Origin of the sequence: Magnetofaba australis IT-1, from assembly GCF_002109495.1 — a bacterium.
Classification (GTDB): Bacteria; Pseudomonadota; Magnetococcia; order Magnetococcales; family Magnetococcaceae; genus Magnetofaba; species Magnetofaba australis.
This window is the reverse complement of sequence record NZ_LVJN01000018.1, coordinates 492,946-508,399: the sequence shown is the minus strand read 5'-3', so window position 1 is coordinate 508,399 and position 15,454 is coordinate 492,946. Positions and strand designations below refer to the sequence as shown.

Here is a 15,454-nt window from a genome sequence, read left to right as displayed (position 1 = left end):
ACATTACGCCCTTTGCCGTCGGGAAAAGCGCTACACATTCCCGAAAATGGGGCGTATCGTATTGGGAACGTAACCGTTTTAATGCACACTTGGCCCAGCAAGCGCCCTATGGATTTGACCCCCTATCGATTCGCTCATGCTGCAGGCAGACGCCTGGCCTATCGCCGTCGCGGCGATGGAGCGCCGGTGCTGATGCTGCATGGAGTCGCCAGCTACTCCTTCCTGTGGGATCCCATTATCGACCGGATGAGGGATCGGTTCGACCTGATCGCGCCGGATCTGCTGGGCTGCGGCGCGTCGGAAAAACCTGAACACGCCGACCACTCCATTCGCGGCCAAGCGCTGTTGATGGTCGCGCTGCTCGATGCGCTGGAGATCGATAGCGTGCATCTGGTCGCCCACGACGTCGGCGGCGGCGTGGCGCAGATTCTGGCGGTGGATCATCCCCAGCGACTGCGCAGCCTGACCCTGATCAATCCAGTCGGCTACGATTACTGGCCGGTGCAACCCATCACCACCATGCGCGCGCCGGTCATTCGCCATCTGGCGCAGGCGGTGATGAATCGCTCCATGTTGCGTCTGGTCATCCGCCATGCGCTGTATCATAAGGAGTTGCTGACCGCAGAATTACTCGACGCCTTCTGGGCGCCATTCGCCTCCGAAGAGGGCAGACGCGGCTTCTTCCAACTCATTCGCGCCATCAACAACCGGCTCCTCACCGAGATTCAACCGCAACTCCAACGCATCACGCTGCCCACGCTGCTTGTGCGCGGCGCCGCCGACGCCTATTTGAGCGCTCACATCATCAGCGATCTGGCCCGCGACATCCCCCATGCGCAGACGCACACCCTGCCTCAAGGCGGCCATTTCATCCAAATTGATCTCCCGAATCAAATCTCGACGCTGGCGGCGGAATTTCTCAGCCAGCTCGAACTTTCGTCGAAGAATATGGAATGACCGACGCCCACGACAACAGCGCCGCCGCGCTCAGAGAGCAGATCGAGCGCCTCAAGCAGCGCAACGCCGAGTTGAAAAAAGAGAACGCTGAACTGGCCAGTGAAGCAGATACCGTGTTGCATCAGCGACTGATGGCGGAAAAACTGAGCTTGGAAGAGACCAGCGAACGCGCCATCAGCACCTTTATCGAGAGCCTTTCGGCGTTTAAAAACCTGCCCTTCTGCGCCTACTTGCGCGTGGAAAACGATACGCTGATCGTCCAGGAAGCGCGCTGTATCCACGCCTCGCCCACAGGCGAACCGCTGCCGCACATCCCGTTTGACGCCCCATGGAAAACCCTGCTGGATGAGGCCGAACCCTATTGCGATCTGACCGCAGCGCAACACGCGTCGATGAAACAGAGCATTCCCTGCCCGGCGCAACAGCAGGTGTGCGACGGCTATGTGCTGCCGGTGCACCTGCAAGACGCCCTCGTCGCTGTGGCTTTCATCGCCAATGATGACGCCCAGGCCACCCGCTACCGTAACCACGCCTTTGCCTTCTCCAGCCTGGTGGAGACGCTGCAAACCCGCTTGGAGCAACTTTCTCGCGTGGAGTGGCTGGAGCAGGCCATTGCCGAGCGCAATGCAGCGCTTTTGCTGAGTGAACAGCGCCTCTCCCTGCACCTGGAGCATACGCCGCTGGCCGCCATCATGTGGGACGCAGAACTCAACTGCATTCAGTGGAATGCCGCGGCGGCCGATGTTTTTGGCTTTACCGCCGAGCAGGCGTTGGGTCGCAACGGCATGGAGCTGCTGGCGCCCGCCCATGAGCGCCCGCGCATCGAAATGTACGTCAAAGAGTTGTGGGAAGGCGATGGCGCGCTCAAGGTGATCATCGAAAACGTCACCCGCAGCGGGCGCATCATTCAATGCGAATGGTTCAACACCATTCTGAAAAATCCCGATGGCTCGGTGTTGGGCATCGCCTCTTTAGTCAATGACATCAGCGACCGGTTACGTCTGGAAGAGGAGCTCAAACGCGCCCGTCGCGAGGCCGAGAGCGCCAACCAGGCGAAAAGCGTGTTTCTGGCCAACATGAGCCATGAAATCCGCACCCCCATGAACGCGATCATCGGCTTGTGTCATCTGGCCCTGGAGAGGGCCGAATCGGAGCAGCAATCCGGCTACCTGAACAAAATTCAGCGCAGCGCCAACGCCCTGCTGGGCGTCATCAATGATATTTTGGACTTTTCCCGCATCGAATCCGGCAAGCTCACATTGGACTACGCGCCCCTGCGCATGAGCGAGGTGATGGACAATCTGGCCAACCTGCTCAGTTTCAAGGCGCGAGAAAAGGAACTGGAGCTGCTGTTCCACATCGACCCGCAACTGCCGGATCACCTGATTGGCGATGCATTGCGGGTGGGGCAGATCCTCACCAATTTGGTCGCCAACGCGATTAAATTCACCGAGCAGGGCGAGGTGTTTCTGCAGGTGCAATCCCTGGGATTGATCGAACGCAGCGACGCCCAGGGGCCTACCTTGTTGGTGCGCTTTACCGTGCGAGACAGCGGCATCGGCGTCGATGAAGAGAAGATTGCACAGCTGTTTTTGCCCTTTGAGCAGGCCGATGACTCCACCACGCGACGCTTTGGCGGTTCCGGTTTGGGGCTGGCCATCAGCCAGCAGTTGGCGCAGATGATGGGCGGCCACATCGAAGCCGCCAGTCAACCGGGGCAAGGCAGTGAGTTTACCGTGGCGTTGCCGCTGCGCATTGACCTCTCTCCGCCGCCGCATACCGATGATCAGGCTCTGCGCTGGTTGGACAGCGCCGCCCTGGTGGTGGATGGCCGCCCCCACTCGGCGGCGATCATACGCGATCTATTGGCGCAATTGGGCTGTCGCCCGGTCATTTGCGCCAGCGCCGCCCAAGGCGTGCATTGGCTGCAGACGCAACGCGCCTATCCCGATGTGGTGTTCATCGACTGGCGCGTGCTGGAGCAGGACGATTGCCCCGAGTTGATCGCGCTGTGTGAACACAATGACGCCCCTTGGATCTGTATCTCACCGCGCCAATTGAGCAACGAACTCTCCACACTGCCGTCGGCGCCCAGCGCCACACTGCTCAAACCGACCCTTTTGGATGGGCTGCATCGCGCCCTGGACGCCGCCTTAAGCCCCACCATCGCGCCGACGCCCGCCACCACCAAAACCCCGGCGTGGCAAAGCGAAGCGGTGCGCGCCCTGCGCGGCGCGCGGGTGCTGCTGGTGGAAGACCATGAGATCAATCGCCACATGACCGCCGAAATCCTGGGCTTGGGCGGATTCCGCGTGGAGAGCGCCGCCCATGGCCAAGAGGCCATCGATAAGCTCAAAGCGCGCCCGTTTGATGTGGTGCTGATGGATATTGAGATGCCGGTGATGAACGGGTATGAGGCCGCCCAAATCATTCGTCACAATGAGCGTTTCAAAAATCTGCCCATTCTCGCCCTGACCGCCAACGCCATGACCGGCGACCGAGAACGCAGCTTGTCGGTCGGCATGAACGATCACATCGCCAAACCCATTGATCCAGAAGAGCTGTTCGAAAAGTTGGCGCGCTGGATGCGTCCGCCACAGACCAGCAGTGCGCACGCGCCACAGACGCCGCTCGACGGGGCCCAGGCCCCTGATGCTGGCGCCAGCCAACACACCCAGCAGGGCCTGGCGTTGCAAACCGAACCTGCGCTCCACCGACTGGGCGGCAACCGGGGTCTCTATGCGTCGATGCTGCAACGTTTGCCGCAGGCTTACAGCGAAATGATGACACACGTTGAGCAAGCCCTGGCGCAACAGCGGTGGCTCGAGGCGGCGCAACAGGCTCACGGATTCAAAGGGGTGGCGGGAAATCTCGGCGCCAGCACCATGCAAAAGGCGGCGGATGCTCTGGAGCTGTGTTTAAAATCGGAAACGCCGCAACAAGCCGAGGCTATATTGGCGAGCATGCGCCAGGAGATGGCGCGGGTGCAAAGCGCTATCACGGATTACCTTGCAGGCAAACCCAGCGCTGCAAACGCCCAACCCAACCATCAGACTCAAGAGAGTGCGCCTGCATTGCAGAGCACGCTCGATCCCCATGCCGCACACTGGAAAACGCTGCTAGAACTATTGGAAAACTATGATATTGAAGCGGAGAGTTTGCTTCATAAAATCAAGCAACTGCCGCTCAGTCCAGCGGAGCGTTCGGTGGCGCAACGCATTGATGAGCGCCTGTCGATCTATGATCTGGAAGAGGGCGCGCGCATCCTGCGCGCTTTCCGTAAAGATGGTGAGCCTTAATCGGTTGACGTCTCATCCAAGCGCTCCTGCAACCACGCCTTAAACGCCTCGGCGGGCAGATTGCGCTTGTGCTGGTTGCACTCGTGGCAGGCAGGGGCGCAGTTGGCCTTACTGGTGCGGCCGCCGCGCACCAGCGGCGTAATGTGGTCCAGGGTTAACTCTGCCGGGGGGAAACGGCGCTTGCAGTAGTAGCACTGGCCACGCCCCTTGCGATTGCGCCACCACGCCGTGCGTTTGAGCTCCTTGGCCTTGCGCCGCTCCCGCTCGATATGGTCGGGATCGGCGCTGATCAACAACGCATCCATCTGCGGCGGGTCAAATTCACTCATGACTCGGCATCGACCAGCGGTTGCGGCGCAAACGGCGCGATATCCAATGCTGGCGCGCGACCCTGCGCCAGATCCGCAATGATCTGCGCGGTGATGGGGGTCATGAGAATGCCGTTGCGATAGTGCCCGGTGGCGAAAAAGAGCCCGTCCAGCGGCCCGGCGCCCAGAACCGGCTGCCCATCCGCCGTTGCCGGTCGCAACCCCGACCACGCCTGCACGAAGCGCGATTTGGCCAATCCCGGCGCCATCTCCAGCGCCATGCCGGTAACCCGTTGCAACCCCTCGGTGGTGACCGCTTTGTCGAACCCGCGATCCTCCAGTGTGGAGCCCATCAACACGCGCCCGTCGGCGCGCGGCACGATGTAGCCCTTATAGCCGTAGATCACCCGCTGGCACACCGGCGGGCGGGTCTCCACCTGAATAATCTGTCCCGCCATAGGCTTGACCTGGGTGCGCAGCGGCGGCAATCCGGCGATCTGCGCGCTCCAGGCGCCCCCCGCCACCACCACCACCTCGGCCAGATGATCGCCATTCTGCGTGCGCACGCCCACCGCGCGCTCGCCCTCGGTGAGCAGACTCACCACCCGTTCGCCACTGAGAAACACGCCGCCCAGATGCGCCACAGCGCCCGCCAACGCCTGCGCCAGACGGATGGGATCCACCTGATGGTCGTCAGCATAGAAGTTGGCCCCAACGATGCTCTCAGAGAGGGCGGGCTCCAACTTGCGCGCCTCGTCGCGATCGAGGATCTCGACATTCAGACCACGATCCAGCATCCACTCGGCGCGTCCGGCGGCTAGCCGCCCCTCGGCGGGATCCAGCGCCACTTCCAGCACGCCGGAGTCCTCATAGCTGATATCCACCCGCGACAGATCCCGCAATTCGGCGGCGAAATCGCGAAACAGCGCGCGACTGGCCACACACAGCTCCAGGAACGGGCCCGCCGAGGACACTTCCGACTGGGCGCCGAGAATGCCCGCCGCCGCCGCCGATGACTCGGCGCCGGGCAGAGACTTCTCCAACAGGGTCACCGCATAGCCTGCTTGCAGCAGACGCAGGGCGCAGGCCGTACCCATCACGCCCGCGCCGATGATAATTGCGCGCTCCATGCTCACTCGCCTCCTGGTGCGTCCAAATCCATCCATACGCAATGGGCGCTCTTGCGCCGTTGCGGGTCATAATCACGCCACTTGGCCGCTGGCAACGCATCGGTGGGGACTTCGACAAACCCATTGCGCTGAAAAAACGCCAACACGCCGGAACTCTGCGTACTGGCGAACAGCGCGCGCAGTCCCGCAGCGCGACCCTGCTCGGCCAGTTGCGTCAGCAAGCGCCCGCCGATGCCTTCCCCCTTATAGCGCGTGAGCGCATAGATGGAGATCACCTCTGCAGCGCCCTGGTCGGCGTAGGGTTCACACAACAGTCCCGCCACCCCCGCCAGATTGCGCCCGGCGACAAACGCGCCCACGCCGTCTGTAAACAGCGCCAGCAGGTGCGACATGGGGCGCGGCATCAGATAGCCTTCGCGCTCACCGCGCCGCACCAGTCGTTCGACCTCGGCGTAATCGTTGATGCCCAGCGCACGCACCTGACAGTAGTGGCGCGGCGAGAAGAATACACCGTGCCCCTGGTAGGTGAACAGCTCCGCTTCGATGTCCGCCACACAACAGAGGCTTACCGCATCCACACCGCCGCACAGCATGGCGTGGATGGCGCGTAGCAGCGGTTGACGCGCGCCGGGCTCTTCAGCCATCTGCTCCAGGCGGCCCAGATTGACAAACCCCACATCGCCCACCGCGCCCGGTAGAGTCGCATCAGCGTCGCACAGCAACAGACGCTTCAGACGCAGCGCGCCGACAAAACGTCCCAAGCGGGCGAAGTAGTCCCCGGCGGGCGCGCCCTGCTCCAGATCCAGCACCAGCAGACGGCGCAACCCGCGCCACAGCTCCTGCAACGCGCCATGGGCGCCCAACGCTTCAGCTGGCGCGCTCCAGGCACCCAGGGCGCACGGGGTGATTTGCGGGGAGAATCGGCGTAATGCGTCGGTGGCTAAACGGGCCGCTTCGGCGTCGCAAAGGATCAGCACGCGCGCGCCCTCCAGCGCCAGCGCCTCCACTGCGCGCGCCAGCACCGACAGCGAGTCATGGGAGAGATCGCTGTTGCGGTGCAGCGCCAAGCCGACGATCTGCCCGCGAAACGCGCGCAGAAAGAAGCTCTTTTCCGAAAACGCCTCGGCATCCCGCATCGCGTCCGGCCACAAGGCTGCGTCCTGACTGCTCATGGGCGCCAAACCACCTTGCTCAACGCCATTGCGCGCACTGCTGCGCAACCACTCATCATCTCAGCCAACGGAAAATCCCTCTCCCGCCACCATGGGATAGATCACGGCTGTTTGCCTTCCAGAATGTATTCGCCGTATTTCTTGTCCTGCACGATGATGTGGGTAGTCAGCCAGTCCTTGAGGAAGCTCATCAGGCCCAAGTCGATATTGGCCTCACCCGCCTTCACCGCCTTGATGAACGCCAGCACTTGGTCGGTGAGATCCACATGTAGTTTGGCGTGGCCTGGCAGAACCGGATATTTGTGCTGGCTCATGATCTCCTCTTCGTGCTTGAAGTGGTTGACCGTGTAGCTGGCCAGTTCATCCAGCACCGCATGCGCCTTCGGCCCGGTCTCCCCGGAGACCATTAGCCGATAGACATCATTGATCAATTTCACCAGCACTTTATGCTCAGCGTCCATGGCTTTGATGCCGGTGGCCAGGTGGTCGTTCCAGGGCATGAAGTCACGCTCGACGTCCCCCTCCTGGCTCATGGTGCTCACATAGAGCTGATCGAGCTTCTCAAACAGTTCGCGGCGCAACGCGGCAAAGTGCGACATCGCCTGGATCGCGTCATCTGGATCATCATGGGCGGCAAGGCGCACCACCTCTTTGGCTTTTTCATGAATCCGGTTATGGACGTCCACCACCTCCTGGAACAGCTTCATCTCGCCCAGGCTCTCCTGACCGGCGCCATACAGCCAATTGCCAAATTTACACTCTCTGCTGCTGGTCACCTCTTCCGGCAACAGGGATTGCCGTCCGCGGATCACATCCTCAAGCTTACCCAACCACTCCAGATGCCAGCCCTTGGCTTCCGATACATTGAAGGGGGGGGCTGGGATCAAGAAACCACGTTCTGTGTCGCTTAGGGCATGGCTCGATTCATCGATCACATCGGTGAGGAAGCCGGAGTGCTCGATGGAGCCATGCAGGAAGTGCGACAGCTCCAGCGACTCGATCATCTTCTTCTGCACCACAATGGAGGCGCGGTAGATTTCGCCAGCGCCCAACTCCACATTGGCCGCGCGCTGCTGCGCTTCGTCGCTCAGATTGGCCACATTACTGGCCAACTGCGCCACGTCGGTGGCGGTGCTGGCGATCTCCGCCGTACTGGTGGCGGCATCCATGGCCACCCGCGCCACCGCCTCAGCGGCCGCCGAGAGCTCGTTGGCGTTGCGCGTCACCTCTTGAGCGGATTGGCGCACGGTCTGGATCGATTCGGCGATCTCGCTGACCCCAGCGGCCTGATCATCCACCGAGTCGGTGATGGCGCGGTTGGTGCCCGCCAGTTGTGAAATGACATCCACCACCGACTGGTTGGCGCTCTGCGCCTGGGAGCTCTCATCCTGTATGGCGCTGATCTGCGACTCGATGGACTTGGTGGCCTCTGCGGTCTGCGCAGCCAACTCCTTGACTTCGTTAGCCACCACGCCAAAGCCTTTGCCTGCCTCACCGGCGCCGGCGGCTTCAATGGCGGCGTTGAGCGCCAGCATATTGGTCTGGTCGGCGATATTCTTGATCTGCTTGGCGCTCTTGCCGATCTCGAACACCAGCTCGGTCAGTTTCTCCATCACCGCCTGAGTGTTGGAGGCGTTCTGCGTGGCCTCACCGGAAAGCTTATCGGCGCTCTGACAGCGCTGTCGCACCTCATCCAGGGACATGTTCAGCGCTTCGACGGCCTGAGAAACGTTCTGCACCGACTCACTGGTCACCTCCAGGCTCTGATTCACCTGACTGAGATTGGAGGTCATCTGCTCGGCGGCCGAAGCCATGGTGTTCACGTTGATGCTGGCCTGCTCGGCGGATTCGGCGATGCCGCTCACCTTGCCCGCCAGCAAACGCGAGGATTTGTTGCCCTCTTCGATGCTTTGGCGCGCGTTATTGACGTGGCCATTGAGCTGCTGGATCTCAGAATCCAGCTTATCGTTCTCCAGCGTCACCTCCTGCACCAGGGTCTTGGAGCGTTCAGCGTCTTCAAACAGGGAGGATTTCAGCGGCACCATCTCGCCGACCACCGATTTGACCGACTGCGAATGCAGCGCGATGGTGCGCAGCAGCCACCCCATCTGCTTGGCCATATCATTGATCTTAAGGACAATGGTATTCAATTCATGGGAGAAGGTGGTGCGCAGGTCACTGCGCAGATCGCCGATGGCCAACTGGTCCAAATAGCTGTTGATGACGCGAATCTGACCATTGAGCCCTTCATTGAACAGCACCAGAGCCAGGATCAACACCAGACCCAGGAACACCACCACAATGGAGACGTAATACGCGGCGTCCACCGCGGCGTGTTTACGCGCGCGCGACTCACCGGCGATGAGCCCCACCGTGGCGTGCATCTCCTTGAGCAGCTTCAGGCTGACGCCATTGATCTTGTCCCGCAAACCGGGCATGGCGGCCAGATCCTGCGCCGACACCCCTTCTTGAATGACGGCCTGGTACTCTTGCCAGATAGCGTTGACCTTCTGCAGCGCCGCGCTCCCCTCGGGCGAGGGTTTGGCCATGGTAACCAGTTTGGTCTGGTCTTTGGCGTTGAGGATGGTGGTGGTCTGACCGCCGCTGATCAACGCTTTGAGGGAGCGTTCAAACAGCGCCAGCGTGTTCTCCAGCGACTGCTGCTGGGCGCTGCGCGCTTCACTGCCCAGCGGCAGGGACATGGTCAAAAACGCCTCTTTACCGGCCTTTTGTGAGAGCATGCGCTGACGCCCGGCCACATTAATAGTGGCGGCGTCATCCTGCTGCAGAGCTTTGAGACTCCAGGCGCTGTCAATGGCCAGAGCGGCCTGCAGGACCATGATGCCGCTGATGATAAAGAACGTAACCCGGATGCTCAGTCGGCTACTGATTTTGGCCATGATCGACAGCTTACCAGCCATACCATCTCTCCCTGCACAGAGAATGTCTTGGATTCACCATACAAAATGATGTGTAAAATCAACGAATCCGCGCAAATACGACGATCTGTCACGCCGCCAAAAAAATCACACAAGCATAGCGCAACGCGCGATCTATTGCATCGGCGAACCTATGCAGCCTGATTTCTCAAGCCGATCATCTGCTCATAAGGATTCCGACGCCAGCCCCAGCTTATCGCGCTCATCGCGGGACTTGCTGCTGCTGACCACGGCGATTGACGCCGAGTCGGGCAGCAGATAGGTCTGCGCCACGCGCATCAAGTCGGCCATGGTCACCTTGAGCACGCCTTGCCGGAATGCGCGGCGCACATCCGGAGTGCGTCCGTAAAGGGCGTTGTGGAAAGCTTGTCGCGCCTCGCCGGAGGGGGAGCCCGGACGGTCGATGCCGCCCACCACGCCCAACACCGCCTCTTCTAACTGGCGGGATTTGTGGTCGCCATCAAGCAGCCACTGCACGGCGCGGTCAAAATCGCCCAGCGTCTCGGTCAGGCGCGGGTCGCGATAGGAGTAGAAGCGGAACGCCGCCGCATCGTGGTCGAAACCGGCGCCGCCGCCGTAGGCCCCGCCCTTTTCGCGAATGGCGGTGTGCAGGAAGCCATTACGCAGAAAGGGGCCCAGCACCATCAGCGCGGGGGCGTCGGGGTGGGTGTAGGAGACCGCCGGATAGGCCTTGGCGCAGAAGTGCACCTGACTGTTTGCGCTCCAGCCCACGCGCACCACTTCCGGGCGGTGGCCCAAGGTAAAGGCGTCCGACAGCGGCGTGCTGGACAGTCCGCCCAGGCGGGCGTTGAGGGAGTCGGCCAGCGATTCAAAACGCGGCGCTTCGCTCACCGCCAGCAGTTGCCGCGGCGCCTGCGCCAGCTTCTCGCCAATGGCTTGCAGACGCTCGGCGAAAGCGGCCAGATTCTTCGGCTCGTCCAGGCTCTTGTCCAGCGCCTTCAAACGCCGCACGCCGACCAGCCCGCCCCAACGGTCGCTTAATCGCGCAGTGGGACTCATGCCACGACAGGCGGCGGACATGGCCAGGCCATGGCCATTATCGGTGATGCGCGATTCCGCCGCGGCGCGCAGCTGCGCAATCAATTCCCGCAGGCGCGGCAGTTCGTCAAAGCGCGGCGCGGCCAGGGTCTCGCCCAGCAGTTGCGCCAGGGCGTCGCTATTGCGCGCCAATGCCTTGCCGGAGACCACAAAGCGGCTGTTATAGGTCTGCGCATCCTGCGCCATGGCGCGCACCGCCGCGCGGGCGCTGACGCCGCCGGTCAACTGCGCCTGGAGCGCCTGGGTCTGCAGATAGTCGCGCCCGCCGCTGCCCACTTCCGGCAAGCAGGCGGCGAACAGCGGCAGTTCATCAAACAGCTCGGCTTCGAAGTCGGGCAGTTCGCACACCAGTTGCAGGTAGTCGAGGCCGTTGGTGGGACGGTCGAACCAGGTGGCGCGCATGGCGCCGATGGTTCTCTCTTCGCCTTCGGGGATGCGCAGATCCTTGGGCGCATCGGCCACCGTCACTTTGGGCAGCAGCTCGGGGTTGTCCTCCTGCTCCTGACGCGCCTTGAGCGCCGCCGCCTGCTCCACCAACGCCTGTTTCTCCGCGGCGGAGAGCTGCTGGCGCACCGCCTCCAGACGCGCTTTCTCCCGCTCTTTGCGCTGTTCGCTCAGTTGCGGATCGGGCTTCAGGGTCATGCGCAAACGGTGGGGGTTATCCAGCAACCACTGCTGCGTCAGATTGGCGATAAAGCGCGGATCCTGCGACTCTTCGCGCAGGGTCGCCAGCGCCTCCTCCAGCGCCAGCACCGACAGCGGATCGCCGCCATGCAGGGCGGCGGGCAGCGCAGTGAGAATCAGCTTCAGGCCATAGGGCATGCCATCGCCGGTGATCTCGCGCCGCGACAGCTCCAACTGGTGCAGCGCCGCCTCCACCCGCTCGGGCTCCACGCCATCACGGGCCACCTGCTCCAGCACATCCAGAATCAGACGCTCCACCGCCTCGGCTTTGTCCGGGTCGCTGCCCTCCAGACCGCAGGCAAAGGCCATCTCTTTTTGCGAATCGTCCAGGCCGCACACCGGCGAAGGCGCGCTGCCCAGATCGGTGGTCTCCAACGCCTGCATCAGCGGCGAGGAGCTGTTATCCAGCAGCACGCTGGAGAGCAGGTGGCCGCGCAGCAATGCGCTGAGATCGGAAGCGGGCCCCAGCAGCCAGCTCAGGGTGATGTGGGTCTTGCCGGTCAGATCCTCTTCCCCCTCCAGGGCGTAGACCTCTTCGGCGACCTTGGGGGCGCTGAAGCGCTGCTCGTCGGGCACCGCCAGATCGCTCACGTCGATGGGCTCGAACTTGCTCAACACTCGCCCTTCGAACGCCATTTGATGCTCGGCGGCGGGGATGTCGCCATAGGTAAAGAACACCGCGTTGGAGGGGTGATAGTGCTTGGCGTGAAAGGCGCGCAGCCCCTCCCAGGTGAGGTCGGGAATGCACTCGGGGTCGCCGCCCGAATTATAGTGGTAGGTGGTGGTGGGGAACAGATGGTGGCTCATGCGCTCCCACAGGACGCGCACCGGCGAGCTCATGGCGCCCTTCATCTCGTTGAACACCACCCCTTTGTAGACCAGTTCCGCCTCGGGATCGCCCTCTTCCGCCGGTTCGATGCGCCGCCCCTCCTGCAGGAAGTCCATCTCATCCAGATTGGGGAAGAAGGCCGCATCCAGATAGACGTCCAGCAGGTTATCGAAATCCTTGCGCGAGAGCGTGGAGAAGGGGTAGGCGGTCCAGTCGCTGGAGGTGAAGGCGTTCATGAAGGTGGCCAGGGTGCGGCGCAGCATCATGAAGAAGGGATCGCGCACCGGGTAGCGTTGACTGCCGCACAGAGCGGTGTGCTCCAGAATGTGGGCCACGCCAGTGGAGTCCTGCGGCACGGTGAGAAACGCCACCAGGAAGGTGTTCTGCGGATCATCGGAGGCCAAATGGATGTGGCGCGCGCCGGTGCGTTGATGCCGATAGCTCTCAACGACGATATTGAGCGCCTCCACAGCGGCGCGGGATTGCAGAACAAAACCGTCGGATTGCTGGTCGGCGGCGGAGGCGGCGGATTGCGGAAGATTCATCAATTCATCCATTTGCAGGCAAAGGAGCGTCATGGCTGATCAAGCGCCACGGCGGCTCGTAGAAGGGTTCACCCCCGGGCGCAGACGCGCGCAGGCGGAGACGCGGTAAACTTATTCGTTCAGATATAACACGGACCAAGCGGGCAAAAAACAGCCCGCGCCAAATCGGCGGGAGCAACGTGGCGTTTCCGCCTTGGGCGCCGCTGCAGGATTGGAGTCGCTGTAAACAAAAACGGTTTCCGACGCCAAGCACCGGTCAACTCGCAATCCCATCGCAGTGCGCCCACAACGCAAAACGGACGGCGCAGGCCGCGCCGTCCGTCTGTACAGTCCGCTGCCGAAAAACGCTTTAGCGCATCCCTTCGATGGCCTGCCACGCCATTTCGATGCCGTGCAGCGAGCCGCTCAGGTGCAGAGTGAGGGATCCGGCGCAGTCGTCAAAGCCCCCCGCCGCCACCGGCGTCGCCTCCACATCAAACAGAATGCGGAACGCCTCCACCTCAGTGATCACCGTGGCCGAGCCCGCAGGAATCGGCATATAGCCCACCGGGGTCCCCATCACGCGATCCACTCGCCCCTGCCCCATCAGCGGCGTGGCGGCCATCACCGACGGCACCAGCTTGTTCAGCGACACCGGCATCACCAGCTCAGCGCCACGGGCGCAGATGATGGCCCACGCCGCGCCGATGGTGCCGCCCACCGGCGAGGCCATCAGCACCGCCACGTTGCCCGCAGCGTCGATGGCGTTGCCGCCCTTCACATAGATGTCGCCCGCCTCAAAGCGCTGCAACACCTCACCGGGCCAGCCACGACTCATCTCGCCGTTCTCAAAGATGATGGGGCCGGGACCGCGTCCCGCTTTGGGGGTTTCGCCCAGGGCGCCATCCTGCACGCAGCCCACGGCGAAGGCGTCACGACCGGGATCCTCGCCGGTAAGGGACCACGCTGCATAGCGCGCCGAACCGCCGCCCACGATCACCAGTCGCCCAGACGCCTTGGCCTGCTGCACCTGCGGCAGTTGCGCCACCGCGCCGCCGATCAACGCCCGCGACTCCTCATCCCGCAACACCACCAGCGCGGTGGTCTTCTCCTGCTCGTGCCCCATGATCTCTCCCATCTGGCGTATGGATCAAAAGCCTGTAACCGTTGCCCTCCACTTTGCGCGATTCGCTGCCGGCATTCAAGCGTCGCGCGTTGACAGACTGATCTGTAACCGGCATCACTGTAGGGCTTTTTGCTCGAAACATTGAGAAAGGATCGCGCCGTGTTGATGCTGCAAAGCGCCCTGGGATTGATCGTCCTCTCCGCCATCGCCTGGATATTGAGCGAGCAGCGCCGCGCCGTCAGTCCAGGCATGGTGGCGACCGGCATCGGTTTGCAGATTCTCCTGGCTCTGGCGCTGACCAAAATCGACCCGCTGTTTCACCTGTTCCAATCCCTCAATCAACTGGCGCTGGCGTTGGAGCAGGCCACCCGCGCGGGCACGTCGTTCGTGTTTGGCTATCTGGGCGGCGGTCCGCTGCCGTTTGATGAGAGCAGCCCTGGCGGCGGCTATGTGCTGGCGTTCCGCGGCTTGCCGTTGGTGCTGCTGGTGAGCGCGCTCTCCGCGCTGCTGTTCCACTGGCGCATTCTGCCGGTGGTGGTGCGCGCCTTCAGTTGGGCGCTGCAGCGCACCCTGGGGGTGGGCGGCGCGCTGGGTGTGGCCGCATCGGCGAATATCTTCGTCGGTATGACCGAAGCGCCGCTGCTCATCAAACCCTACCTGCTGCGCATGAGCCGCAGCGAACTGTTCGCCTTGATGACCTGCGGCATGACCAGCATCGCCGGTACGGTGATGGTGCTCTACGCCTCGCTGATCGGCTCCAAAGTGCCCGACGCCCTGAGCCACATCCTCATCGCCTCCATCATCAGCGCTCCAGCCGCCATCACCATCGCCCGCATCATGGTGCCCGACGATGGCGGCCGCACCGCCGATGACGCCGGCATCTTCTTCGGCGATGCGCGCGGCGCCATGGACGCCGTCACCCAGGGCACGACGCAAGGTTTGAAGCTGCTGCTCAACATCGTGGCGATGCTGGTGACCTTCGTGGCGCTGGTGTCGCTGGCCAATCAGATTCTCGGCGCGCTGCCGGACGTGGCCGCCGCGCCGCTGACGCTGGAGAGGATTCTGGGTTGGATCATGGCCCCGGTGACGTGGCTGATGGGAGTGCCGTGGAGCGAGGCGACCACGGCGGGCTCGCTAATGGGCGTCAAGACGGTGCTTAACGAGTTCGTCGCCTATCTGAACATGGCGCAACTGGATGAAGCGGCGCTGTCGCCCCACTCGCGCCTGATCATGACCTACGCGCTGTGCGGCTTCGCTAATTTCGGTTCGCTGGGGATTCTCATCGGCGGACTGGGCGCCATTGCGCCGGAGCGGCGCGACGAGGTGGTTGCGCTGGGGATGAAGTCCCTCATCGCCGGAACCTTGGGAGTGTGCATGACCGGCGCGGTGATCGGCCTGCTCAACGGCTGACGCGCGGGCGATGCGCG

General features: G+C 62.7%; 9 protein-coding genes. 3 read left to right on the top strand and 6 right to left on the bottom strand.

Features of this window, described 5'->3' with window-relative positions; all coding sequences use genetic code 11:
• The first annotated feature begins 108 nt into the window (after nucleotides 1-108).
• Together MAIT1_RS08345 and MAIT1_RS08340 are read left to right on the top strand one after the other, a co-directional pair.
• Nucleotides 109-957, top strand: coding sequence for an alpha/beta fold hydrolase (locus MAIT1_RS08345; protein WP_158089393.1), 849 nt, complete (start codon nucleotides 109-111; stop codon nucleotides 955-957).
• On the top strand, nucleotides 954-4,256 hold the full coding sequence (locus MAIT1_RS08340; RefSeq protein ID WP_085441819.1) for a response regulator: 3,303 nt from the start codon (nucleotides 954-956) through the stop codon (nucleotides 4,254-4,256). The genes MAIT1_RS08345 and MAIT1_RS08340 overlap by 4 nt, the downstream gene beginning before the upstream one ends.
• Here the strand turns inward: MAIT1_RS08340 and MAIT1_RS08335 are convergent.
• From MAIT1_RS08335 to MAIT1_RS08310, 6 genes are all read right to left on the bottom strand, one after another.
• Nucleotides 4,253-4,585 carry an HNH endonuclease gene (locus MAIT1_RS08335; protein WP_198947827.1) on the bottom strand — a complete coding sequence of 111 codons (333 nt, stop codon included), beginning with the start codon at nucleotides 4,583-4,585 and terminating at the stop codon, nucleotides 4,253-4,255. The genes MAIT1_RS08340 and MAIT1_RS08335 overlap by 4 nt on opposite strands.
• Complete coding sequence (gene thiO, locus MAIT1_RS08330) at nucleotides 4,582-5,694, bottom strand: glycine oxidase ThiO (RefSeq protein WP_085441818.1); 1,113 nt, start codon at nucleotides 5,692-5,694, stop codon at nucleotides 4,582-4,584. The genes MAIT1_RS08335 and thiO overlap by 4 nt, the downstream gene beginning before the upstream one ends.
• 2 nt (nucleotides 5,695-5,696) lie before the next feature.
• On the bottom strand, nucleotides 5,697-6,866 hold the full coding sequence (locus MAIT1_RS08325; protein WP_143814731.1) for a GNAT family N-acetyltransferase: 1,170 nt from the start codon (nucleotides 6,864-6,866) through the stop codon (nucleotides 5,697-5,699).
• Nucleotides 6,867-6,967: 101 nt separating this feature from the next.
• Complete coding sequence (locus MAIT1_RS08320) at nucleotides 6,968-9,787, bottom strand: bacteriohemerythrin (RefSeq protein WP_085441816.1); 2,820 nt, start codon at nucleotides 9,785-9,787, stop codon at nucleotides 6,968-6,970.
• 183 nt (nucleotides 9,788-9,970) lie between these two features.
• Nucleotides 9,971-12,922, bottom strand: a complete 2,952-nt coding sequence (locus MAIT1_RS08315) for an insulinase family protein (RefSeq protein WP_085442027.1) — start codon at nucleotides 12,920-12,922, stop codon at nucleotides 9,971-9,973.
• Nucleotides 12,923-13,271: 349 nt separating this feature from the next.
• A complete protein-coding gene (locus MAIT1_RS08310; RefSeq protein WP_143814730.1) occupies nucleotides 13,272-14,027 on the bottom strand; it encodes a hypothetical protein in 756 nt (251 codons plus the stop codon).
• 165 nt (nucleotides 14,028-14,192) lie between these two features.
• Here MAIT1_RS08310 and MAIT1_RS08305 point away from each other — a divergent pair, with 165 nt between their 5' ends.
• Complete coding sequence (locus MAIT1_RS08305) at nucleotides 14,193-15,437, top strand: NupC/NupG family nucleoside CNT transporter (protein ID WP_085441814.1); 1,245 nt, start codon at nucleotides 14,193-14,195, stop codon at nucleotides 15,435-15,437.
• Nucleotides 15,438-15,454 lie beyond the last annotated feature (17 nt).

What these genes read in the sequence shown, in the direction of transcription:
- MAIT1_RS08345 (WP_158089393.1), top strand. Translation starts at nt 109, where the DNA reads ATGGATTTGACCCCCTATCGATTCGCTCATGCTGCAGGCAGACGCCTG.
- MAIT1_RS08340 (WP_085441819.1), top strand. Translation starts at nt 954, where the DNA reads ATGACCGACGCCCACGACAACAGCGCCGCCGCGCTCAGAGAGCAGATC.
- MAIT1_RS08335 (WP_198947827.1), bottom strand. Translation starts at nt 4,585, where the DNA reads ATGAGTGAATTTGACCCGCCGCAGATGGATGCGTTGTTGATCAGCGCC.
- thiO (WP_085441818.1), bottom strand. Translation starts at nt 5,694, where the DNA reads ATGGAGCGCGCAATTATCATCGGCGCGGGCGTGATGGGTACGGCCTGC.
- MAIT1_RS08325 (WP_143814731.1), bottom strand. Translation starts at nt 6,866, where the DNA reads ATGAGCAGTCAGGACGCAGCCTTGTGGCCGGACGCGATGCGGGATGCC.
- MAIT1_RS08320 (WP_085441816.1), bottom strand. Translation starts at nt 9,787, where the DNA reads ATGGCTGGTAAGCTGTCGATCATGGCCAAAATCAGTAGCCGACTGAGC.
- MAIT1_RS08315 (WP_085442027.1), bottom strand. Translation starts at nt 12,922, where the DNA reads ATGAATCTTCCGCAATCCGCCGCCTCCGCCGCCGACCAGCAATCCGAC.
- MAIT1_RS08310 (WP_143814730.1), bottom strand. Translation starts at nt 14,027, where the DNA reads ATGGGGCACGAGCAGGAGAAGACCACCGCGCTGGTGGTGTTGCGGGAT.
- MAIT1_RS08305 (WP_085441814.1), top strand. Translation starts at nt 14,193, where the DNA reads ATGCTGCAAAGCGCCCTGGGATTGATCGTCCTCTCCGCCATCGCCTGG.